Here is a 21,126-nt window from a genome sequence, read left to right as displayed (position 1 = left end):
ATGAGGCAATTCATTGAAGTACGGGGCGCAAGGCAGAACAATTTGCAAAATATCGACGTCGACATCCCGCGCGACAAGCTGACGGTCATTACCGGGGTAAGCGGCTCCGGCAAATCTTCGCTTGCATTCGAGGTCGTGTACGGAGAAGGGCAGCGCCGGTTTTTGGAATCGCTTTCGACGTTTGCGAAGAGCCGGATGAACCAGCTCAAAAAGCCGGATGTCGACTTCGTCTTCGGGCTGTCTCCGGTCATTGCGATCGAGCAGAAGAAAGGGATCGTCAATCCGCGCTCGACCGTCGGCACGATGACGGATATTTACGATTTCATGCGCCTGCTCTTCGCATCCGGGGGGGAAGCAAGCTGCCCGTTCTGCGAGCATCCGATTCCGATCCGGACCGCCGCGCAGATGGTCGACCACATCCAGCAGCTGCCGGAAGGAACCGAGGTCGAGGTACTTGCGCCGATTTACAAAATCTACGGCGAATCGTATGAGACGACGTTTGACGAAATACGGGGAAAAGGGTTCCGAACGGTCAGCATTGACGGCGTCCGGCATAGCCTTGGCGATCCGATCGAGCTTGAAGAGGAAGCCGACTATCAGATGGAGGTTGTCGTCGACAAAGTCATCGTCCAGCCGAACGTGTTCAAGGTGCTGACCAAGACGATCGAAAACAGCCTTAAGCTGGTGGGTGAAGGCTATATTCGCTTCGAGATCGTTAGCCCGCTTGATTCGGCGCGAATCGTTGCATTCTACAGCGGCTTCGCATGTCCGGAGCATCATCTGACGATGGGCGAGCTGCAGCCGAACTTCTTCTCGTTTAACGATCCGGACAGCGCTTGCAGAACTTGCGGCGGCATCGGCACGTTTATGCGGACGGAAGCCCGCTTTTTGATCAAATACGAGGAAAGGTCCATCCTGAAAGGGGCGATGGATCCGAAGCTGTTGAATACGAGCAATACGACGTCATGGTTATGGTCGATCGTGCGCAGCGTCGCCAAGCATTATGGCTTCAGCCTCGATACGCCTTTCTGCGAGCTGCCGGAGTCGATCCGAAACATTATGCTTTATGGGACGAAAGGCGAGAAATTCCCGTTCGTCGTTGAAGGCGAAGGCAGCAAAACGCAATCCCGCCACGCGGGCAAGCCGATGACCTTCGGCGGATTCGTGAACATCGTCAACTGGTGGTACAAGCTGTACCTGAAACGAAACGCGAAGAGCGCAGTCGATGACGAGTTTTACAAACGGGTCATGGTCGAGCATACGTGCCCGGACTGCGAAGGGAAGAAGCTGAAGCAGCAGCGCTTGTTCGTCAAAGTCGGCGGCTCCGATATCCACGAGCTCTGCGATATGTCGATCAAGGAGCTTAGCGAGTTTTTGGACGGCGTCGCTTATTCCGCCGAGAAGTCGAATGTCGGCATGCAAATCGCGCACGAGATTCAGACGCGGCTGTCGCTCTTGCTCGACATCGGCCTTGATTACTTAAGCCTCGGACGTCGCTCGGACACGATATCCGGCGGCGAGGCGCAGCGCATCCGTTTGTCGACGCAGATCAGCTCGGGGCTAATGGGAATGCTGTATGTGCTGGACGAGCCGAGCATCGGACTTCATGCAAGGGACAGCATCCGCATCATCGATACGCTCAAGAAGCTGCGTGACATCGGCAACACGATTATTGTCGTCGAGCATGACATCGACACGATCTGCAGCGCCGATCACATTATCGAGATCGGTCCGGGTCCCGGGCAGCACGGAGGGCGGGTGATCGCCGAAGGCACCGCCAAGCAGCTGCGCAAGCATCCTGAATCGATCACCGGATCGTTCATCTCGGGCAAACGTAAGATCGAAGTTCCCGCCGTTCGCAGGGCGCTAACTGAGATGAAGCTGTCAATCCGTGGCGCGCGAGCNAGCTGCGCAAGCATCCTGAATCGATCACCGGATCGTTCATCTCGGGCAAACGTAAGATCGAAGTTCCCGCCGTTCGCAGGGCGCTAACTGAGATGAAGCTGTCAATCCGTGGCGCGCGAGCGAACAACTTGCGGAATGTAGACGTCGACATTCCGCTCGGGGTCATGACGTGCATTACCGGCGTGTCCGGCTCGGGAAAAAGCACGCTCATCAACGAGATCATGTGCAAGCAGCTGTATGCGCTGTTCCACGACGCACGCATCGTTCCGGGTGCACATGACGCGCTGGAGGGACACGAGCACTTAACCGGCATCATCAACATCGATCAGTCGCCGATCGGGCGAAGCACGCGCTCTAATCCGGCTACCTATGTCGGCTTCTTCGACAGAATCCGCGAGCTGTTCGCGGAAGCGGCGGTCGCGTCAGGAAAAGAGATGGGCAAAAACGACTTCAGCTTCAACCAGAAAAACGGCGGCCGCTGCGAGCACTGCCAAGGTGAAGGCGTCGTGACGACGCAGCTGCAGTTCATGCCCGACGTCGAATCCGTATGTCCGGCGTGCCAGGGAGCCAGATTCAACGCCGAAGTGCTGGAGGTCAAGATCAACAACAAGCATATTGCCCAAGTGCTCGATATGAGCATTGAGGAAGCGGTCGAGTTTTTTACCGACCAGCCATACATCCTGCATAAGCTGAACGTGCTGAATCAGCTCGGTCTCGGCTATTTGCGCCTCGGCCAATCGTCGACGACGCTGTCCGGCGGGGAGGCGCAGCGCATCAAGCTGGCGACGGAGTTAAGCAAGATCAAGCGAGGCTCGCACAACCTCTATGTACTCGACGAGCCGACGACAGGGCTGCATCTGCGCGATATCCAGAAGCTGATCGACTGTTTGCACCAGCTGGTCGATGCGGGGCATACGGTTGTCGTCATCGAGCATCATCTGGATATGATCAAAGTGGCTGACCACATTATCGACATGGGACCCGAGGGCGGCAAAAACGGCGGAATGGTCGTTGCATCCGGGACGCCGGAAGAAGTCGCAAGAACGGAAGATTCCTTGACCGGGAAGTTTTTGAAGGAGATGCTGGTTGTCAGCAGTTTGCAGTAGTTTTACCCGAGTGTATCTCTACGTGAAAATGGCTGATCCACATGTCATATGGATCAGCCATTTTTTACCGATCAAATCTAGCTTATCTGCATTTGCAAGAACCGTGGGAGCCATGGGATCCGTGAGAGCCGTGGGAACCGCGAGATCCATGGGATCCATGGGATCCATGAGATCCATGAGATCCATGAGATCCATGAGATCCATGAGATCGATGAGATTTGTGGGATTTGTGGGATCTGTGAGATTTACCGTGAGATCCGTGAGATTTACCGTGGGATCCGTGAGATTTACCGTGGGATCCATGAGAACCGTGAGATCCGTGAGATTTACCGCGAGATCCGTGAGATTTTCCACGAGAACCATGGGATTTACCTCGAGATTTACCGTGAGATTTACTTCGAGATTTGCCGTGAGATTTACCGCGAGAACCATGAGATTTACCGCGGGATCCGTGAGATTTACAACGAGATTTGCGAAATTCGCAGATTTCCGCCGTCTCCTCCATATTTTCGACTAATCTTTCTTCCTCCATCTTAAAGCCTCCTTATATCTGAGATCATATTAGATTATGTTTGTTCAACAAATTTGTTAGGGATAATAATATAGAAACAACAATTATTTTGGATAAGCGGGCGTAATAGAATATTTAAGTAACCCCGGCACAATCACCGGGATTTGTTTCACATTAGGATATAGTGAGTTGAACAAGGGAATAATGAATGGGTTGGCGCAGTGGAAAGCCATGCCAATACGGAGTAGACAGCGGGGGAGAGCCATGACAAGGGAAAACAAACAATCAACTATTGCGATTTGGATCAGTTTTATTAGCAATATCGCATTAACCGTCTTGAAATTAGCTGTTGGATTCTTGGCCAATAGCCCTGTGTTGATTGCCGACGGCGTTCATAATGCAGGCGATGTGGTTGCTACCGGAGCGGCACTCAGCTCCATGCGTATATCGAAGCAGCCTCCCGATGAAGATCATCCTTACGGTCATGGCAAAGCTGAAGTTGTAGGGTCCGGTGTAGTTGCTATTATTTTGGCACTTGCCGCAATCTATATGGCGTATCATTCTGTGCTGGTGCTTTTTGAGCCTCCGCATAAAGCGACTTGGATTGCATTGGTTGCCGCGGCGTTTTCATTCGTTTTGAAGCAGGTCCTTTACATGTATACCATGTCAATAGGGAAGAAGACGAGAAGTAACGGATTAATTGCAACGGCTTATGATCATCTTGCGGATGTGTATGCATCGATTGCGGCAGTTATCGGTATTGGGTTGGCCATGATCGGAGAGTATTATCATATCGGTTTTTTATCCTATGGAGATCCGATTGCTGGAATCGTCGTCGCTTTTTTTGTGCTCAAGCTGGCGGTTCATATGGGAAAAGCTTCAGTGGATGTATTGATGGAAAAGAACGTCGATTCGGTCATCATGAACGCGTTCATCGAGCTGGTTCAGTCTGTTCCGGAAGTGAAGCGAATTGACAGAATCCGTGCTAGAGAGCACGGACATTACATTATCGTTGATGTTAGGGTCAGTGTTCCTGCGGAGCTCACCATTCAAGCAGGACATGATATAGCCCGAAACATTAAGCAAACCATTATGAATGATCACCCGGATGTCAAAGAGGTGATGGTTCATTTAAATCCATGGTATGAAGGGCATAACTAGACTTTTGACTACCGCCAAATGGAAAAAACCAAGACCATCGAAAAGATAGTTATATGCCCCGATCAACATGCGGGCATTGTACGTATAATGATCTTGTTTCAGGAAGGAGGTTGAAGTTGTGGGCGGTATTGGAGGTTTCGGAGGTAGCTGCGGCGGAATTTTCACGAGCACAGGAGTTATCTTAGTACTTTTCATTCTTCTCGTCATTGTCTCGCGGTCTATTCTTATCTAATCGTCTTAGGATGATTCTAACTTCCTGTCGGCCGGGTTTTACTTCAATGATTTTGCGGTAGAATCCGTTCAGTTCGATGATGAACAGATAAATCCCGCTAAGCCTATTCAAGGCTGGCGGGATTTATTATTGTTTATATTGGACAATCCATCCTTCAAATGAAATAGGCGCCATCTATGCGAAGAAAGAGTATAATAACTTGGAAGAAGTAAAACCTAACCTACAAAAAGACAAAATAATCAAGGAGATCCAATGACAGAGGAAAAAGCAATCCTAAACGCCGGATGGAACTTCGACAACAGTTATGCCGGCCTGCCGAATTTATTTTATACCAGGCTTGATCCGACTCCTGTACGCTTACCGAAAATGATCGTTGTGAATAGTCCTTTGGCGACATCCCTTGGATTGAACGTCCAAGCGCTGCAAAGCAATGATGGCGTGGCGGTTCTTGCCGGCAACAAAATACCCGAAGGCGCTTTGCCTCTTGCTCAAGCTTATGCAGGGCATCAATTCGGACATTTCACCATGTTAGGGGATGGCCGGGCAATACTTCTTGGCGAGCAGATCACTCCCGTTGGCGAACGGGTAGATATCCAGCTAAAAGGTTCAGGCATAACGCCATATTCGCGCCGAGGCGACGGACGGGCGGCGCTTGGGCCGATGCTGCGCGAATACATCATCAGCGAAGCGATGCATGCGCTTGGCATTCCTACCACCCGAAGCCTGGCGGTGGTGGCAACCGGCGAGACAATCATCCGCGAAACCGAATTGCCGGGCGCAATTTTGACCCGCGTGGCCGCCAGTCATTTACGCGTAGGCACTTTTCAATACGCTGCCAATTGGGGCACTACTGAAGATCTCCGAATGCTGGCTGATTACACATTGCAAAGACATTTTCCGGAATCCAAAGCCGATGAGAACCGCTACCTTTCCTTGCTTCGGCAAGTAATCAAACGTCAGGCCGGGCTGATTGCCAAATGGCAGCTTGTAGGCTTTATTCATGGTGTAATGAACACCGATAACATGGCCGTTAGCGGTGAAACGATTGATTACGGTCCTTGCGCCTTCATGGACGCCTATGATCCGGCAACGGTTTTCAGTTCCATCGATATTCACGGCCGCTATGCCTATGGCAATCAACCGAAAATCGCCGCATGGAACTTGGCGAGATTTGCCGAAGCCCTGCTGCCTTTGCTGCATGACGACGAAGAGCAGGCGATCAAACTAGCCGAAGAAGCGATTTCGGACTTTGGCGAGATGTTTCGCCGGAACTGGCTCGCGGGAATGAGGGCGAAGCTGGGAATATCCAATGAAGAGCCGGGGGATGAATCCCTGATTGAAAGCCTGCTCAGTATGATGCAGAAGCATCGTGCGGACTTCACCAATACGTTCCGAGCATTAACTTTTGATAAGACGGAAGATATGTTTCTGTTCGGCACCACGGAATTTGCTCAGTGGAAGGAGCTGTGGCAGGCAAGGTTAGGCAGGCAGCAGCAATCCGCAATCTCCTCTCATCAGTTGATGCGGGACAACAACCCTGCGGTCATCCCGCGTAACCACCGGGTGGAAGAGGCACTGGAAGCCGCGGTGAATGATGGAGACTACAGCGTGATGGAGCGGCTTCTCCATGTTCTTTCGAATCCTTTTGCGCACTCTCCCGAACAGGCTGAATACTGCGCACAACCCGCTCCATCAGCTCGTCCTTACCGAACTTTTTGCGGTACCTGATCATAGCAAAAGATTGATCCACAGAAGGGACAGTACTAACTTTGTACGTTTGAAGTTAGCCGCTGTTCTTTTTAACGACTGGCATTACGATCGAGTTCCATGAGAAGTCTTTGTTTTACGACGTCGATTCCAAATCGCAATACGAAGAGCTGCTGACACGGATTTAAGCCGGATATCCTTTTCGATTCAGTCGTTCCAGTACCAAATGAACAGCGATGGCGTCATCCAAATAACCGATAGGAAAGATGTAGTCGGGAATGATATCCGCGGACAGGATAAAATATAACAAAGCGCTTCCTAACACGGACCGAACATGTCGGGGAGTTTCTTCATCGCAATATCGCAAGTGCATTTCCTTCAAATGCTCGATAAACGGTCCCACGCCATTTACCTGATTTACTTTGGCGTTGAAATCTTGGCAGATCATGCGATGTCCTTCTTCCGTCTGCGCGTATTGTTCGTACTTGATCAACTCTTGTTCGATACGTGCAGTCGTAATCTCCGGGTCGAATAATTTCGAGTTCCCGAGAACTTCCCTTATCGCGTCGAGCGAATTGAGGATGTCCGCGTCGTTGTCTTTTTTTCCTTCTTCCACATCATAACCGGATGCTTCAATCAATTTATCCAATGAGATGTGGAGATGTTCGGAGAAAAGCTTCAAGTGCATCAGCTTAGGCTGTTGCTTTCCGTTTACGATCCGTGAAATGGTGGCGGAGTCCATTCCGCTTAGGCTGCTTAGCTTGCGCATGGTAATGGAATGCTTTTTCAATAGAAACTTGATCAAATCTCCGATACGGCTTTCCCCCGATTGATCAAACGATTCCATGTTGCATCCCCCTCCAAGCCCATTTATTGTTAATATATGAGCTCTCGCCTAGAAATTTTCCTTTGCATATCATCCCATTCAATAAAACAATTGTTGAGTTTTTCGCATGGACATGCACTTTTTTCTCATCGGCACATACATTAATAGCACAATTGATGTGAACGAGGTGGCTGCATGACCTAAAATTTTCATAATGCGGAGCTTCTATTAACTGCTATTTATCGATCATCAATTATCATTTATAATGAGAAATCGAAAAGGCTTACACAAATATGTAGTATTGAGGGATGCGAATGCCGAAAATTGTATACGACTATTTGTACGTTAATTTGTGGATTTTAATCTTGTTAGTCATTATGTGGACCGGAGATCATATTATATCTGCAAGTGAAGCCATGATTCTTATCTTCGCAGCATTCGTTGGGATTGCTTATGTCGCAAAGAAACAGTCTCGGACTCGGACGCCCGGCAGCTCTTGATTCTTTATGGGGATTTGAAATTTTCAAAAAAATATTTACCTATGCATTGTTTTTTGATAATATAAACGCAATATCAAATGCGATGAAGAGAAGAGTAAATAAATGGATTCTTTCACAGAGAGCTCCGTTCGTTGAAAAGGAGTAAAGAGTTCTTTATTGAAAAAAGGCTCAGAGCAGCACATCGGAACTTCTATTTCGGGGATGGTGTGCCAGGGGCTCCTGTTACAGAGCTAGAGTATAAGCATTACAACGTAATGCCGTACTTGAAGAGGCGAATATGGCGACGTCTTCGCGAATCTGGGGTGGTACCACGAGCATACAAATCTCGTCCCTGAGACTATATGTCTTGGGGGTGGGATTTTTTTATTTACACCAATTCAACCGTTTTGAATAGTTATTTAGGGTACCCCCTTGCGTAGGTTTTTCGGCAAAAAAACAAATGAACAATTAGGTTCTCACTCATTACGCCATCTTAGAAAGGATTTGAAATGAATATGTCAAGCAAACTAAAAGTCGGTATTGTCGGAGGAACGGGCATGGTCGGCCAGCGGTTCGTGGAGCTGCTGGATCAGCATCCTTGGTTTCAAGTAACGTCTATTGCGGCAAGCAGCGGTTCGGCAGGCAAAACTTATGAGGAAGCCGTGCAAGGCAGATGGAAGTTATCTACCCCGATTCCTGAAGAAGTGAAACAAATCGTTGTTCAGGATGCTTCGAAAGTGGAAGAGGTTGCTTCTCAGGTCGATTTTATTTTTTGCGCAGTGGATATGAAGAAAAATGAAATTCAAGCACTCGAAGAGGCTTACGCCAAAACGGGTACGCCTGTTGTATCCAATAATTCGGCTCACCGGTGGACGCCTGACGTCCCTATGGTCATTCCCGAAATTAATCCTGAGCATTTGGAAGTGATCGCTGCGCAAAGAAAGCGGCTTGGCACCACGACTGGATTTATTGCGGTGAAGCCTAATTGTTCGATTCAGAGTTATGTGCCGATGCTTCATGCGCTGCTTGACTTCAAACCGACTCAAGTGGTTGCGTCAACGTATCAGGCGATTTCCGGTGCCGGCAAAAACTTTACCGATTGGCCCGAGATGCTGGATAACGTCATTCCTTACATCGGCGGCGAAGAAGAAAAAAGCGAGCAGGAGCCGCTGCGCATCTGGGGCAGCGTTGCAAACGGCGAAATTGTCAAAGCAAGCGCGCCATTAATTACGACGCAATGTATCCGCGTTCCGGTAACGGACGGACATTTGGCTACCGTCTTCGTATCGTTCGAGAACAAACCTTCGAAAGAAGAAATTCTCGCTCGCTGGCGCGAGTACAAAGGACGGCCGCAGGAGCTTGGTCTGCCAAGTGCGCCTGAGCAATTCATCACGTATTTCGAAGAAGACAACAGACCGCAAACGAATCTGGATCGCGATATTGAGCGCGGAATGGGAATTTCCGCGGGCAGATTGCGCGAGGATTCCTTATACGATTATAAATTCGTAGGCCTATCGCATAATACGCTGCGCGGAGCGGCCGGCGGTGCCGTTCTGATCGCCGAATTGCTTAAAGCGGAAGGGTACATTCAGGCAAAATAATATCGGGAACGAGAGTGGAGCAGTGTGCCGCGGCAGCTGTTCCACTTTTTGTTGTATCGATAAATTTGTGCTTCCTGATCTTGACAATGCACGGAAACTCAAATACAATTTAGGATGTAAGTAAGTACTTGCATTAAAGAGGGTGAATCTATGAGCAACAATCTAAGCACAAGTGATAAACTTCTGTTGGCGGCCATCGATCTGATGGCGGAGAAAGGGTATGACGGGACGACGACCAAAGAAATTGCCGCCGCTGCCGGGGTGAACGAAGTCACATTGTTTCGCCATTTCGGGTCGAAAGCGAAGCTGCTCGAAGCCGTTGTGAAACGTTACCATTATGCCGAGGAGATGACGAAGCTATTTAACGATTCCTTGACAGGGGAGCTGCATGCGGACCTTCTCACGATCGCGAGAACGTATCATATGCTCATGAACCGGAACCGCAAATTATTCTGGATCATCCAAAAAGGAAGCAGCACTCTCCCTGCCGAGGTTTATCAGGAATCGGCGCGCCACCCTCAACAGCTTAAAAAGCTGTTAGCGAACTATTTGACCGACATGTCGGAACGGCATAAAGTTACGCCGACGGCGAACCCTGAGCTGCAAGCGTTATGCTTCATGCAGATGAACCATGGCGTGTTTGTCAGCAACAATCTGAATGAGGAAGAATTGAACGCATATATCGAGGAAGGCGTAAGGATATTCGCTAGAGCATTAACCCCATAATTATTAATGGCTTCGATCAGAAGCTTTTTTTAATAAAGTAAATGCAAGTATGTACTTGCATACAACAAGAACAGGAGTGATACTGATGAATTCGAATTCTCGGCAGCAGAAAGGTCCGATTTTAATGCGTTTCATGATGTTTACCGTCATGATCTCGGCGATGAGCGCCCTTATGTTTAACGTGGTGCTTCCGCAAATTAGCGAGGAGTTCAATCTCACCCTTGCTCAGGTAAGCTGGTTGTCTACCGCCTATACGTTGATTTATGCGTTTGGAACCGTCACATATGGGAAACTGGCGGACCGATTCCAACTGAAGAGCTTGATGACATTCGGGCTATTTTTATTTGCGGCGGGTTCGCTGATCGGGCTTGTTTCGCAAACGTTCTGGATTGCGCTCCTCGGACGATGCCTGCAATCTGCGGGGGCTTCAGCCGTTCCTGCAATCGCCCTGATGATCCCCGTCCGATATTTCGCGCCCGAGAAGAGAGGCTCCGCATTAGGCATGACAGCCGTCGGGCTTGCGCTCGGAAGCGCTCTGGCTCCCGTCATAGCGGCCATTGTTGTTAGCCTTACGAATTGGCGCTGGTTGTTCGTTCCTTCACTCTTCATCTTATTGCTGCTTCCCCTGTATCGCAAATATTTGGAGCATGAACCGAAAGAAACGGCTCCTCCCAAATTCGATTGGCTTGGCGGAAGTCTGCTCGCTGCATCCGTTGCGCTGCTTCTGCTTGGGGTCACGAATCGTGCCTGGTTGTATTTCATGCTGGGAATTGCGGCTTTAATCCTGTTCGTCATACGAATCCGAACCGCCAAGGAACCCTTTATTCAACCGGTGCTGTTTCGAAATAAACAGTATACCGTCGCGCTGGCTCTAGCCTTTCTCATTAGCGGCATAGGAGTATCGTTATATTTTCTGACTCCGATTCTGTTGTCGAAAGTTTATCATCTAGACTCAAGCTGGATCGGTTTCGCGATGGTTCCCGCAGCAGTCGCTTCCTCGATTATGGGGAGAAAGGGAGGGAAATTGGCCGATCGGAAAGGTAATACGTTTCTATTCTCCGTCGCTTCCAGTTGTTTAATTGTTTGTTTCGTCTTATTGTCCGTCTTTACGGGAATCTCGCCGCTCTGGATTTCGGGATTCTTGATATTCGGCAACATCGGCCAGTCGTTCATGCAAATCGCGGTATCGAATTCCGTATCCAAATCATTGCCCAAAGACCAGGTCGGCGTAGGGATGGGGCTCTTCTCGATGATCAGCTTTATTGCCCAAGGCATGCTCGCAGGCGTTTACGGCATGGTGGCAGTGAATGGCTCATCCGTGAGTTGGAATCCGTTTAATACCAATCCGGGCAGTTATACGTTCAGCAATATTTATCTCGTTCTTGCCGTTCTGCACGTCGTAATTTTGTCGTTCTACCGTGTGCAATTCCGTTCGGAAAAATCAAGCGCCGCTACAGCGATGAAAGACAATTCGCAGTCTGCACATGGATAAATTAATTATGGTCAGACATTCTCACATCATTTTTGGATATTTTGGTACGATTGAACGTGTTAAACCATTTAAGCAGTTCATTTCATTGATGGGAGGGATGGAAACATGAGTGAACGGAGAAAAATCCAACCAACCGCCCATGAGCTGATGGAGTTTCATGTTGAAGCGTTGTTTACGCATGACCGGAACATGCGGCTTTGCTCGATTAACGAGCCATGGCCCGGAGATTCCCCTGCCGCCCGGTTTTTCTTAGGACGGACGATAGAAGGAACGGCTCTCTGCAGGTTTCGGCATGATGTCCCGGAGAAGCTTGTTGAGCAATTGGAGGCACTGTGTGCTGACGAACCAAGCGTGCGGGATTTCCGGACGAAGCCGAAGCATTTCGAGGCCTACGTGAACCTTCTTCAAGGGGAACGGTATACGATGGGACCTTGTTTTCTTGTACCTGATGAAGCCGCACCGGAAATGCAGGTGGTGAGTATCAACCAGGATAATATGGCGGAATACTTGCATGGTGGATTCGAATGGCTGACCTCAGAAGTAGACTACTCGCAGCCTTGCGTAGCGCTCGTTCGCGAAGGCCGGGCCGTCTCGGTCTGCCGCAGCGTTCGCATCACAACTAAGGCACACGAAGCAGGGCTTGAAACCTTGGAAGAGTTTCGCGGAAGGGGATATGCCGGCTCGGTCGTTGCCGGTTGGGCAATCGAGGTACGGAAAACAGGAAGCCTACCGTTATACAGTACATCATGGGAGAATCTTGCATCCCAAGGCGTCGCAAGAAAATCAGGCTTGACTTATTATGGAGTCAATTTTACAGTCATTTGACCATGGTCATCATAAGCTTCAAGAAGAGAGTGGAGCAGCGCCATGGCAGCTGCTCTAATTCTTGTTCCATAGACCGCCTTGAGTAACCGGGGACGTGATCGGTTTCGGTTGCCAAGCGGTCAGTTTGCGGCATATACGTTACGCACGACGTTGATGAAAAATAGCAAAGTACCGAGTACGATCAAAATGCCTCCGACAGGAATAAGCGGAGCGAGGCTTGTGAGACCGTAAATATAGGCGGCAAGTCCGCCCATCATGAGCGGAACTCCGATGTTATGCATCCAGAAATGCAGTTTGCCCAGCGTACGAGCTGCCGCGGGGAAGCGATCATACACGAAACCCCCGATTGCCATCGATACCCATCCGATTAAGTTAAGATGGACGTGTACAGGACTGAGACTAAAGCTTTCGGTCATGGACATACCCATTCCCATCACAACTCCGACAAGAAAATAAAACGATGCGATTTTTAACATACGAATTCCCATTAGGGATCATCCTTTCTTTTTCATTTATTTGCAATAAGTTTGAAGCAAACGTTCATCCACGCCGCGCCACTTGGCCATTAAGTACAGCATGCCGAAAATCCCCTTTTGAAGCGCTATTGGGATCCCGTTCAGATACGTTTCGCCAAGCTCGAAGATCACAGCCAGCTCGAGGAGGTTGCGGGGAATTCTGGTCTTTCGATTAACTTTGCCATCCCGAGCCAGACCATATGAAATGCGAAGCATCTGTTCGAATCGTCTAGCTGGGACGACCTTGACGCGGAAAACGATCTTCTCAAGGCCAGGATTGTAAAAGCGGTGTGACGATCCTGGCGGAGCCGAAGCGGTCTGACCGGAATGGAGCTCTCGAGGCGAGCCGTCCAGATCCAGATGGAGTACGCCATCCACAGCCTCAAAGTGCTCCGTATAGGCGAGGTGGTAATGAAGGCCCACGCCTCCTCCTGGGGCCAGTTCAACCTCTACATACTCAAATTGTCCGCCGGATTCAGCTCCGGTCGTAATGAAGGTGACCCGGTCTTGAACGAGCGGGTTTTCGATTGTTCTCGGCAGATTTGCATCAGCCACATCCGTAAGCCTCCTTTCATGCTATCTGCATGTTTTCTTATGCTTCAACTTTATCACCCGGATCGCGGGTCAGAGTACTATACCGGCGTATAAATTGGTAGTATACTTTAGGGGAATTTAGGAGCGGATGGTCAAAGATGGGGGTTCTGCCATGAAGGGTGACGTTATACGATTCGAGCGGGGAAAGGCAAAAACCATGCAGTCTGCCCCAAGAATAGACGACCGTGAAGATGAATTCCTGGTCGGTCGCGCGCAGGAGAGAGCGTTATTCGAGCGGTTTTTGGCCGGTGAGCCGTCGAGCAAACACATTTGGAGTCTGTATGGCACAGGGGGTGTGGGCAAAAGCACGCTGCTCGATGCGTTCCGCAGACAAGCGATCAGGCGCGATGCCGTTTTCCTGCTGCTTGACAGCCGGGAATTCAGACGGGCGGGAGACGATTTCTGCAGGCAGCTGTTGTTGCATTTGCCATCAACTAGAGGAAAAAGCCGGGGGAATGAAGAACCGCTTGTTGCCGTGCAAGGCAAGCTCAGTCGTTTGGCGGAAGACCGCCAAGTCGTTGTGGCGCTGGATACGTACGAGGAAATGGCCGGAATGGACGGCTGGCTGAGAGAGCAATTTTTGCGAGAATTGGATTCGAGAATACTCGTTATTCTGGCTGGACGATACCCGCTGAAAGGACAATGGCTAATATCCCCGGCTTGGAGAGAGCGTACGCTTTGGCTCGCCATCGATCATTTGACCCGTACGGATGTATTGGATTATGCACGCAAATGCGGTCTGACCGAAGAAGCTCAGGGAGAGCGGCTTTGGGAGCGGACAAGAGGACATGGGCTATCGTTATCCTTGGCTGTGTCAGCGGAGCTTCTCGAAGGAAGCGGCCCGTTGCATGACAAGGGATGGTCTTCGGAGCTTGCTTCCTCGTGGCTGAAGGAAGTGCCGGACGAAGAGTTCAGGCGGCTCGTAGAGGCGGCCTCGATGCTGAGGCAGTTCAATCAAGAGATGCTCGCATATGTCTTAGAATCGGAAATAAGCGCAGATGCTTTCGGGAGACTCACGGCACTTTCTTTTGTCAGAAAGATAGATCGGGGCTGGAGACTGCATGACCTCATGAGAGAATCCGCGCAAAGTCATTTAAGGGAACGGGCGCCGGGACGATTCGGCAAGCTCATGGAGCGCTGTGTCCGCTATTACGTCTCAATTATCAGGGAAGCTTACGGAAAGAAGGATGTAGCCTGGGAAGTGGGGGAGCTGTTTTTCTATATCGGAGACGCCATGATCCGTGCGCACTTGTCCACATTGTGGAAGAAAGAGTTCAATTGGGAGCCTCTATCGGCTGATAATCTTGCGGAAGGTCTCCAGTACTTGCGGAAGCGCCGCGACGAGGCGAGGACGGTGACCCGAAGAGGCATCGACCCTGCGACAGGCAATCTGTTGGAGTTAACGCTATCGAAAGAAGAGATGCTGTATTCCATCGAAGGACTGGATTTGAAAGAGCTGCTCGGTTTAGGGCAGCAGTCGGTCATGTTGATGAAAGATCAGGACGGATCGGTACATGGGCTGTCGGCGATTATCCCGATTAATCGAGGGACGCTGGATTATTTGGAGCAAAACCCATTCTCCGGTCCTTACATTCGCAGTCTCTCGGCAGCGGAGCGCAAGGAGCTTAGCGTTCCGGAGTCGGAACAAGCCGGCTGGTTTATCAAAAGCATCGACATTCTGGAGTGGACCGATTCCGCCCTTCTCCAGGAAGCCGCCTCTCAAATGTACAACTACATGTGCGCCGGCAAGCTGTTCTTTGCTTCCCCGCCTCCACTGCCGATGTTTCACGATTCGCATCTCGGTCTTGGGTTCGAAATGGTACCCGGCGTGTTCCATAACAGCTATGACGGAAAGACGCCGACGCCTACTTTTGTGCTGGATACAAGAGGGGAGAAGCTGGACGCTTTTCTGGCAGCGATGCTGCACCGAATAGGGATTCATCCGGAACCGGCAAATGGCGCCGGAACAGAAAAATCGGGGAGCGGCGAGAAAAAGGATCCGCTTCTCAAATTCGAGCTGACGGAGCGCGAGCGGGAAGTCGTTCTATGCGTGATCGAAGGCTGCTCCAACCTCGAAATCGCAGGGCGGTTATTTGTTAGCGAGATTACGGTAAAAAAGCACTTAAGCTCCGTTTATGCTAAAATGCAGGTGAAAAACCGCAGTCAACTCATCAAGGCGGTTTTGCAGGACTCTTGATATTGAACAAGCTAAAAACGGCTGAGTTGCCGTTTTTTTGTGGTTTACAGAAGTCCTAAGAAGTTTTTTTAAAATTAGAAAATGATGGACACATATGTCGAATCGACATATAATATATATCGAAACGACATATATTTGAGAAGTGGTGAATTTTGGGGATGTACGAATTATTCATCTTAGGCGAGCTGATGACGGGCGAGAAACATGGATACATGCTGCAGGATGTTCTGAATAACGCCGTCGGGCTTGGACGAAAGATCAGCTCGGGAACGTTGTATCCACTCCTCTCCCGCATGACGGAAAGCGGGTGGATCAATTTGCGAGTCGAAGAGGAAACGAGCGGGGGACGTACGAAAAAAATTTACGAAATTACCGAAGTTGGGCGTGACCGGTTTCAACAGCTAATGGCGCAGCCGCTCGATTCGATATTGGATGCGGAAACGCAGAGTACCTTCCGATTCAAGATGGTGTACTTTCAATATGTTGACAAGGAGGTGCGGCTGGCTTGTTTGAAACAGTATCTGCAACTTATTGAGATGAGTTTCGAACATGTATCACGATTAGAATCTTATCTGTTGTCAAAAAAGCCGGAACCTGAGAAGCAACGCGTCCAATTGCTGCGGGTGTTCGATCACCGCAAGCGGCTGGGCCTGGTTGAAATGGAGTGGGTCCGGGAAGAGATCGAACGAGTCCGAACGCAACAAGACGAATGATCGGCAAGAAAGGTTGTAGTCATAAGGAGGGGATTCTATGGAACGAATATGGACGAAGTCTTTTATCCAAATGACATTGGCGATGTTGATCTTATTTACGGGGTTTTATCTGCTTCTGCCTACGATGCCGCTGTTCATCAAATCGATAGGCGGCACCGAGTCGCAGGTCGGACTTGCGGTTGGGATTTTCACACTAGCCGCGGTTGTTTTTCGTCCCATTGTTGGGGGGTTGCTTGATCGTTACGGTAGAAGGCCGTTTATGATCTGGGGGCTTTTGCTCTTTATTCTGTCGATGTATCTCTACGACTGGGTTGGCACAATTGCGGTTTTACTTGTGCTTCGCGTGCTGCATGGAACCAGTTGGGCGCTATCGACGACGGCCGTCAGTACGACGATCACGGACATCATCCCGACATCTCGCCGTGGCGAGGGCATGGGTTGGTTCGGCATGGCGATGACGGTTGCTATGGCGGTCGGTCCAATGCTCGGCGTGTGGGTGCTGGAAAACGGATCGTTTCATCGTTTGTTTTTGCTTGCAACAATTTTATCGGCGGCAGCGTTCTTGTTGGTTTTTACTACACGTATTTCGTTCCAAGCTAAAACAACCGCGAGGAAAATCGTATTATTCGAGAAATCCGTATTACCTCTTACGACCGCGCTTTTTTTCTTAGCCGTTGCCTATGGAGGAATCACGACATTTTTGCCGTTGTTCGGGGATTCGATCCGTATAAACTCCGGCACTTTCTTCTTGGTATACGCCTTAGCGCTTACGTTATCCAGACCGATTGCAGGCAAGCTTTCCGACCGGTTCGGCGAAGCTTACGTTGTCGTGCCCGCACTGGCAGTTACGGCATTGTCCCTTGTCGTATTAAGTTTCTCAAACGGACTTTTCGGCGTTATCTTCGCCGCGGTACTTTACGGGATCGGTTTCGGCTCCGCGCAGCCCGCTCTTCAAGCGGCTAATCTGAGGCTCGCTCCTCCGGACAAAAGAGGCGTAGCCAGCGCTTCTTATATGACCGCGTTTGACCTCGGGATCGGACTCGGATCCATCATACTCGGTTCGATTTCACAATATACCGGATACAATGGTTTGTTCATCGTTTGCGCCGGGTCAGTCATCGTATCTGCCGTCATATTCTTGGTATTTGTCAGACAACGGTTGTCCGAGAAACGGAATGATACTTCCAGTTAAAGAGGGGTGACTTGACAAATTGGCCAGATCAAAGATATTATAGACATGATAAGTCTTTGATTGAGGCACAACCATGGATTTGCGACAGTCACGGATTATTTTTGCTCTCCATGAGTGAATCGGTTTCCGGAGCTTTTGAGTAAGGATCGCAACGCCATATATTTTTTTGATTTATAGTAGATATAATAGGTCTACAATATCTGACTAAAGGAGATCATCAGCATGATTTACGATTGCGCTATAATTGGCGGAGGTCCCGCCGGGTTGAATGCAGCCCTCGTGCTTGGCAGGGCAAGAAGAAGCGTCGCTTTGATAGACAATAATCGGCCCAGAAATGCGGTTACGCGTGCATCTCACGGCTTTATTACGAGAGATGGCATAACGCCGGCCGAGTTTCGCCGAATTGCATATGAAGAGGTGCTTCGTTACCCTTCTGTGGAACATCTGCAAGCCGAGGTGGTTTCGGTTCGCAACATCGATTCCGGATTTGAGATACAGGATTCGTCAGGCAGCTTCATCCAATCGCGAAAACTGATCTTGGCCACGGGCGTTAAGGAGATCTTTCCCGAGATCGAAGGCTTCTATCCGCTTTACGGCAAAAGTCTGTTTGTTTGCCCATTTTGCGACGGCTGGGAGCTAAGGGATCAACCGCTCGTCGTTGTTTCCGATTCCCCGGCAGTATTTCATACGGCCAAGCTGCTTCTTAATTGGAGCAAGGACTTGGTCGTCTGCACGAACGGCCAATCATCCCTTTCAGTCGAGCAAAAAAATCAGCTTCAATCCAAGGGAATCAAGGTGATGGAGCAGCCTGTCGCAGCTTTTATCGGCCAAGAAGGGCGGCTTGAGCTTGTTCGCTTTGCGGATGGAACTCAAATTCCGAGAACCGGCGGCTTTGTGACTCCGAAATTTGTGCAAAGCGCTGCGTTTGTTGAAGGTTTGGGTTGTGAAAGAACGGACAACGGCGGGATCCGAACGAATGGAGGGGGAAAAACTTCGTTACGAGATTTATACGTTGCCGGAGACGCTTCATATTTTATGCCTTCCCAATTGGTTTTTGCCGCGGCTGACGGCAGCAGAACCGCTATGAGCGTAATGAAGGATTTGACGGAGGAAGATTTTTAACCCGTCGAAAACGAAAGTGGAGCAATAATACCGTTGCAACTGCTCGCTTTTAATCTGTTTTATCGTATCTGGTATAATAAAGGGTATGTGGATTGAATTTGAGTTGAACTAAAGGAGGTAACGGTATGGCATGGCATGAGACGCGCGTGACGAAACAACTGGGAATCGCATATCCGATTTTATTAGCGCCGATGGCGGGAGGTACGACGACGCCCCAGTTGGTGGCAGCTATCTCGAATGCCGGCGGACTCGGTTCGTTAGGAGCAGGTTATTTGACGCCGGAGCAGATACAGGTGGCCATTCGATCGATTCGAGACCAGACTGACCGGCCGTTCGCCGTTAATTTGTTTGTGCCAGAACCCGTAACCGAACAGCCGGAGAAGATTAAACAGGTCAACGTTATGATGCAGAAATACCGCGATGAGCTCGGGATTGGAGAAGCTCTTGTGTTGAGCCGTTTCGCAGAATCTTTCGAAGACCAGATTGCTGTTGTGCTGGATGAAAAAGTGCCGGTGTTCAGTTTCACATTTGGTTTGTTGCAACCGGAGTGGATCGAGGCGCTGAAAGCGAGTGGGACGACAATCATCGGCACCGCGACGACCGTACAGGAAGCGATGGAACTCGAGAAGTCCGGCGTAGATATAATCTGTGGGCAAGGCAGTGAGGCCGGCGGACATCGCGGGACGTTTCTCGGTGCACACAGCAGCGCATTGATCGGAACAATGGCTTTGATTCCGCAGATGGTGAATCATGTGAACATCCCCGTGATTGCGGCAGGCGGCATCATGGACGGTCGCGGCGTAGCAGCAGCTATGGCGCTTGGAGCGGAAGCAGTGCAGATGGGCACTGCATTTATGACCACTCCGGAGAGCGGAACGCATGTGAAACATAAAGAGGCAATCTTGCACAGCACGGAGGAGAGCACAACGATCACCCGTGCGTTTTCCGGAAAACCGGCGCGCGGCATCCGCAATCGCTTCTTAAACGAAATGGAATTGCATGAGAACATCATCCCAGATTATCCGGTCCAAAACAGTCTGACCCGTGTCATTCGCAAAGCGGCGGCGGATCAATGCTTACCTGAATATCTCAGCCTCTGGGCGGGCCAAGGCACGCGACTAAGCCGAAGCAAGACAGCACAGGAAATTTTCTCTGACGTTGTGGAACAAACGGAATCGGTCATGCAAAAGTTCCGGTAACAGCCTGCAACCGGAAGTGTTCAAAAGGTTAAATCTTAATGATGCAATAGTTGAAAGCGGCAGCAACAGCGTAATGATTTATTTCTGAGCTATATACTGCCGCATTTTTTTGCGTTTCTAAGCTAACTTTGATTTTGATTCGGAATCGTTTGGACTGTATTGACATTGGCACCTGCCCAGCTATCGGCATGCGTGAATGATTGAATACTATCCAAAGAGCTCCTAATTTTTTGGATTTCCGCTTCGAGCTCCTGCGGAGAATTCACATTGGCTTGCATTCGGCGACCCGATTCCTCGATTTCTTTTGCGACTCTATTCACCGTTGCAACATCAAATTGCATCATCGATGTCCTCCTTTACAAATGATCAATGCTGCTGACATTGCTGAAAAAGACCAAGACCAACATTTTTAGTTTCTCCTCAAAAAGGTTGATTATTAATGCTTTTGTTTGGAAGTTGAGGATATCAATTTACCGTTACTTAAAAATTCCGGTTTCATATTCGGATAGATCAAATAATTGTAACACAAGCTACAATAGCTGTAGCATTCGTCAACTTGCAGACGGTTATGTATTATCCGAAGAACGTTTAAATCCAAGGATAAATACAACTAAGCCTTCTTCGTGATGACTACGGTAAGAGGATCTATGTGGTTGATAGTATAGAAGAAATGAGTTTAATTTATCATTTGGAAGAAACTGTTGTTGCATTGGCTCGATAATCTATGATACATTATAAATCCAGCCGCGAGAGACAAGCGGTTAGGACGAAAACAAGAATGAATGAATTGTTCTTTGAAAACTGAACAACGAGCGAATAAGCCAAAACGGAACCCCAAAAAGTGAAGAATGAGCTGCGAAGCTTAATCCGATTACTTAAAAGTTTGCGAAGCAAACTTGCATCGGAAGCGTTACTTCGGGGACCCCGAAACAGCAATAAACAATGAGCACAATCAGCTTTTCTTTAATGGAGAGTTTGATCCTGGCTCAGGACGAACGCTGGCGGCGTGCCTAATACATGCAA

The 21,126-nt window shown here is 49.5% G+C and carries 19 protein-coding genes, 1 rRNA gene and 1 other annotated feature; of the genes, 15 read left to right on the top strand and 5 right to left on the bottom strand.

All coding sequences use genetic code 11. The annotated features are described in order from the left end of the window. A complete protein-coding gene (locus AC0LWM_RS27085) occupies window positions 1–1,992 on the top strand; it encodes an excinuclease ABC subunit UvrA (RefSeq protein WP_474678151.1) in 1,992 nt (663 codons plus the stop codon). A gap of 5 nt (window positions 1,993–1,997) precedes the next feature. Continuing rightward, a complete protein-coding gene (locus AC0LWM_RS27080) occupies window positions 1,998–3,011 on the top strand; it encodes an excinuclease ABC subunit UvrA (protein ID WP_474678150.1) in 1,014 nt (337 codons plus the stop codon). Window positions 3,012–3,029: 18 nt separating this feature from the next. Here AC0LWM_RS27080 and AC0LWM_RS27075 read toward each other — a convergent pair whose 3' ends face one another. Continuing rightward, complete coding sequence (locus tag AC0LWM_RS27075) at window positions 3,030–3,443, bottom strand: hypothetical protein (RefSeq protein WP_474678149.1); 414 nt, start codon at window positions 3,441–3,443, stop codon at window positions 3,030–3,032. A 343-nt stretch (window positions 3,444–3,786) separates the two neighbouring features. Here AC0LWM_RS27075 and AC0LWM_RS27070 point away from each other — a divergent pair, with 343 nt between their 5' ends. From AC0LWM_RS27070 to AC0LWM_RS27060, 3 genes are all read left to right on the top strand, one after another. Beyond that, on the top strand, window positions 3,787–4,683 hold the full coding sequence (locus tag AC0LWM_RS27070; RefSeq protein ID WP_474678148.1) for a cation diffusion facilitator family transporter: 897 nt from the start codon (window positions 3,787–3,789) through the stop codon (window positions 4,681–4,683). A 118-nt stretch (window positions 4,684–4,801) separates the two neighbouring features. Next, window positions 4,802–4,915, top strand: coding sequence for a YjcZ family sporulation protein (locus AC0LWM_RS27065; RefSeq protein WP_474678147.1), 114 nt, complete (start codon window positions 4,802–4,804; stop codon window positions 4,913–4,915). Window positions 4,916–5,167: 252 nt separating this feature from the next. Continuing rightward, window positions 5,168–6,643 (top strand): protein adenylyltransferase SelO, encoded by a 1,476-nt coding sequence (locus tag AC0LWM_RS27060; RefSeq protein ID WP_474678146.1) that lies wholly within the window; start codon window positions 5,168–5,170, stop codon window positions 6,641–6,643. A 163-nt stretch (window positions 6,644–6,806) separates the two neighbouring features. Here AC0LWM_RS27060 and AC0LWM_RS27055 read toward each other — a convergent pair whose 3' ends face one another. Beyond that, window positions 6,807–7,469: a DUF1232 domain-containing protein gene (locus tag AC0LWM_RS27055; RefSeq protein ID WP_474678145.1), complete on the bottom strand. Its 663-nt coding sequence runs from the start codon at window positions 7,467–7,469 to the stop codon at window positions 6,807–6,809. 552 nt (window positions 7,470–8,021) lie between these two features. Continuing rightward, window positions 8,022–8,284 (top strand) — a binding site (T-box leader). 158 nt (window positions 8,285–8,442) lie between these two features. Here AC0LWM_RS27055 and asd point away from each other — a divergent pair. The 4 genes from asd to aac(2')-IIb all read left to right on the top strand — a co-directional run bounded on the left by asd (window position 8,443) and on the right by aac(2')-IIb (window position 12,571). Next, window positions 8,443–9,528 carry an aspartate-semialdehyde dehydrogenase gene (asd, locus tag AC0LWM_RS27050; protein ID WP_474678144.1) on the top strand — a complete coding sequence of 362 codons (1,086 nt, stop codon included), beginning with the start codon at window positions 8,443–8,445 and terminating at the stop codon, window positions 9,526–9,528. Window positions 9,529–9,678: 150 nt separating this feature from the next. Next, window positions 9,679–10,254: a TetR/AcrR family transcriptional regulator gene (locus AC0LWM_RS27045; protein ID WP_474678143.1), complete on the top strand. Its 576-nt coding sequence runs from the start codon at window positions 9,679–9,681 to the stop codon at window positions 10,252–10,254. A gap of 85 nt (window positions 10,255–10,339) precedes the next feature. Then, entirely contained in the window at window positions 10,340–11,746 is a 1,407-nt protein-coding gene (locus tag AC0LWM_RS27040) for an MFS transporter (RefSeq protein ID WP_474678142.1), read from the top strand. A gap of 105 nt (window positions 11,747–11,851) precedes the next feature. Then, the gene (gene aac(2')-IIb / locus AC0LWM_RS27035; protein WP_474678141.1) at window positions 11,852–12,571 is read left to right on the top strand and encodes a kasugamycin N-acetyltransferase AAC(2')-IIb; all 720 of its coding nucleotides are present in this window, start codon (window positions 11,852–11,854) and stop codon (window positions 12,569–12,571) included. Window positions 12,572–12,690: 119 nt separating this feature from the next. Here aac(2')-IIb and AC0LWM_RS27030 read toward each other — a convergent pair whose 3' ends face one another. Together AC0LWM_RS27030 and AC0LWM_RS27025 are read right to left on the bottom strand one after the other, a co-directional pair. Further along, entirely contained in the window at window positions 12,691–13,059 is a 369-nt protein-coding gene (locus AC0LWM_RS27030; protein WP_474678140.1) for a cytochrome-c oxidase, read from the bottom strand. A 24-nt stretch (window positions 13,060–13,083) separates the two neighbouring features. After that, window positions 13,084–13,641: a cupin domain-containing protein gene (locus AC0LWM_RS27025; protein ID WP_474678139.1), complete on the bottom strand. Its 558-nt coding sequence runs from the start codon at window positions 13,639–13,641 to the stop codon at window positions 13,084–13,086. A 151-nt stretch (window positions 13,642–13,792) separates the two neighbouring features. Between AC0LWM_RS27025 and AC0LWM_RS27020 the strand changes: the two genes are divergently transcribed. The 5 genes from AC0LWM_RS27020 (at window position 13,793) to AC0LWM_RS27000 (ending at window position 20,103) form a co-directional block, all read left to right on the top strand. Beyond that, a complete protein-coding gene (locus AC0LWM_RS27020) occupies window positions 13,793–15,877 on the top strand; it encodes a helix-turn-helix domain-containing protein (RefSeq protein WP_474678138.1) in 2,085 nt (694 codons plus the stop codon). Between the two features lie 158 nt (window positions 15,878–16,035). Beyond that, window positions 16,036–16,590, top strand: coding sequence for a PadR family transcriptional regulator (locus AC0LWM_RS27015; protein WP_474678137.1), 555 nt, complete (start codon window positions 16,036–16,038; stop codon window positions 16,588–16,590). Between the two features lie 37 nt (window positions 16,591–16,627). Continuing rightward, on the top strand, window positions 16,628–17,782 hold the full coding sequence (locus AC0LWM_RS27010) for an MFS transporter (protein ID WP_474678136.1): 1,155 nt from the start codon (window positions 16,628–16,630) through the stop codon (window positions 17,780–17,782). Window positions 17,783–18,004: 222 nt separating this feature from the next. Then, window positions 18,005–18,904, top strand: coding sequence for an NAD(P)/FAD-dependent oxidoreductase (locus AC0LWM_RS27005; RefSeq protein WP_474678135.1), 900 nt, complete (start codon window positions 18,005–18,007; stop codon window positions 18,902–18,904). A 125-nt stretch (window positions 18,905–19,029) separates the two neighbouring features. Next, a complete protein-coding gene (locus AC0LWM_RS27000) occupies window positions 19,030–20,103 on the top strand; it encodes an NAD(P)H-dependent flavin oxidoreductase (protein ID WP_474678134.1) in 1,074 nt (357 codons plus the stop codon). Between the two features lie 122 nt (window positions 20,104–20,225). On the opposite strand, the gene AC0LWM_RS26995 is transcribed toward AC0LWM_RS27000, so the two are convergent. Beyond that, window positions 20,226–20,447: a hypothetical protein gene (locus AC0LWM_RS26995; RefSeq protein ID WP_474678133.1), complete on the bottom strand. Its 222-nt coding sequence runs from the start codon at window positions 20,445–20,447 to the stop codon at window positions 20,226–20,228. A gap of 619 nt (window positions 20,448–21,066) precedes the next feature. Between AC0LWM_RS26995 and AC0LWM_RS26990 the strand changes: the two genes are divergently transcribed. Beyond that, window positions 21,067–21,126: ribosomal RNA gene (locus tag AC0LWM_RS26990) — 16S ribosomal RNA — on the top strand; the annotation flags it as partial.

It is taken from the genome of Paenibacillus sp. sgz302148 (assembly GCF_056120465.1).
Note: the sequence above shows the minus strand (reverse complement) of the source record. Positions and strands in the feature narration are given on the sequence as shown.

What these genes read in the sequence shown, in the direction of transcription:
- AC0LWM_RS27080 (WP_474678150.1), top strand. Translation starts at nt 1,998, where the DNA reads ATGAAGCTGTCAATCCGTGGCGCGCGAGCGAACAACTTGCGGAATGTA.
- AC0LWM_RS27075 (WP_474678149.1), bottom strand. Translation starts at nt 3,443, where the DNA reads ATGGTTCTCGCGGTAAATCTCACGGCAAATCTCGAAGTAAATCTCACG.
- AC0LWM_RS27070 (WP_474678148.1), top strand. Translation starts at nt 3,787, where the DNA reads ATGACAAGGGAAAACAAACAATCAACTATTGCGATTTGGATCAGTTTT.
- AC0LWM_RS27060 (WP_474678146.1), top strand. Translation starts at nt 5,168, where the DNA reads ATGACAGAGGAAAAAGCAATCCTAAACGCCGGATGGAACTTCGACAAC.
- AC0LWM_RS27055 (WP_474678145.1), bottom strand. Translation starts at nt 7,469, where the DNA reads ATGGAATCGTTTGATCAATCGGGGGAAAGCCGTATCGGAGATTTGATC.
- asd (WP_474678144.1), top strand. Translation starts at nt 8,443, where the DNA reads ATGTCAAGCAAACTAAAAGTCGGTATTGTCGGAGGAACGGGCATGGTC.
- AC0LWM_RS27045 (WP_474678143.1), top strand. Translation starts at nt 9,679, where the DNA reads ATGAGCAACAATCTAAGCACAAGTGATAAACTTCTGTTGGCGGCCATC.
- AC0LWM_RS27040 (WP_474678142.1), top strand. Translation starts at nt 10,340, where the DNA reads ATGAATTCGAATTCTCGGCAGCAGAAAGGTCCGATTTTAATGCGTTTC.
- AC0LWM_RS27030 (WP_474678140.1), bottom strand. Translation starts at nt 13,059, where the DNA reads ATGGGAATTCGTATGTTAAAAATCGCATCGTTTTATTTTCTTGTCGGA.
- AC0LWM_RS27020 (WP_474678138.1), top strand. Translation starts at nt 13,793, where the DNA reads ATGAAGGGTGACGTTATACGATTCGAGCGGGGAAAGGCAAAAACCATG.
- AC0LWM_RS27015 (WP_474678137.1), top strand. Translation starts at nt 16,036, where the DNA reads ATGTACGAATTATTCATCTTAGGCGAGCTGATGACGGGCGAGAAACAT.
- AC0LWM_RS27010 (WP_474678136.1), top strand. Translation starts at nt 16,628, where the DNA reads ATGGAACGAATATGGACGAAGTCTTTTATCCAAATGACATTGGCGATG.
- AC0LWM_RS27005 (WP_474678135.1), top strand. Translation starts at nt 18,005, where the DNA reads ATGATTTACGATTGCGCTATAATTGGCGGAGGTCCCGCCGGGTTGAAT.
- AC0LWM_RS27000 (WP_474678134.1), top strand. Translation starts at nt 19,030, where the DNA reads ATGGCATGGCATGAGACGCGCGTGACGAAACAACTGGGAATCGCATAT.
- AC0LWM_RS26995 (WP_474678133.1), bottom strand. Translation starts at nt 20,447, where the DNA reads ATGATGCAATTTGATGTTGCAACGGTGAATAGAGTCGCAAAAGAAATC.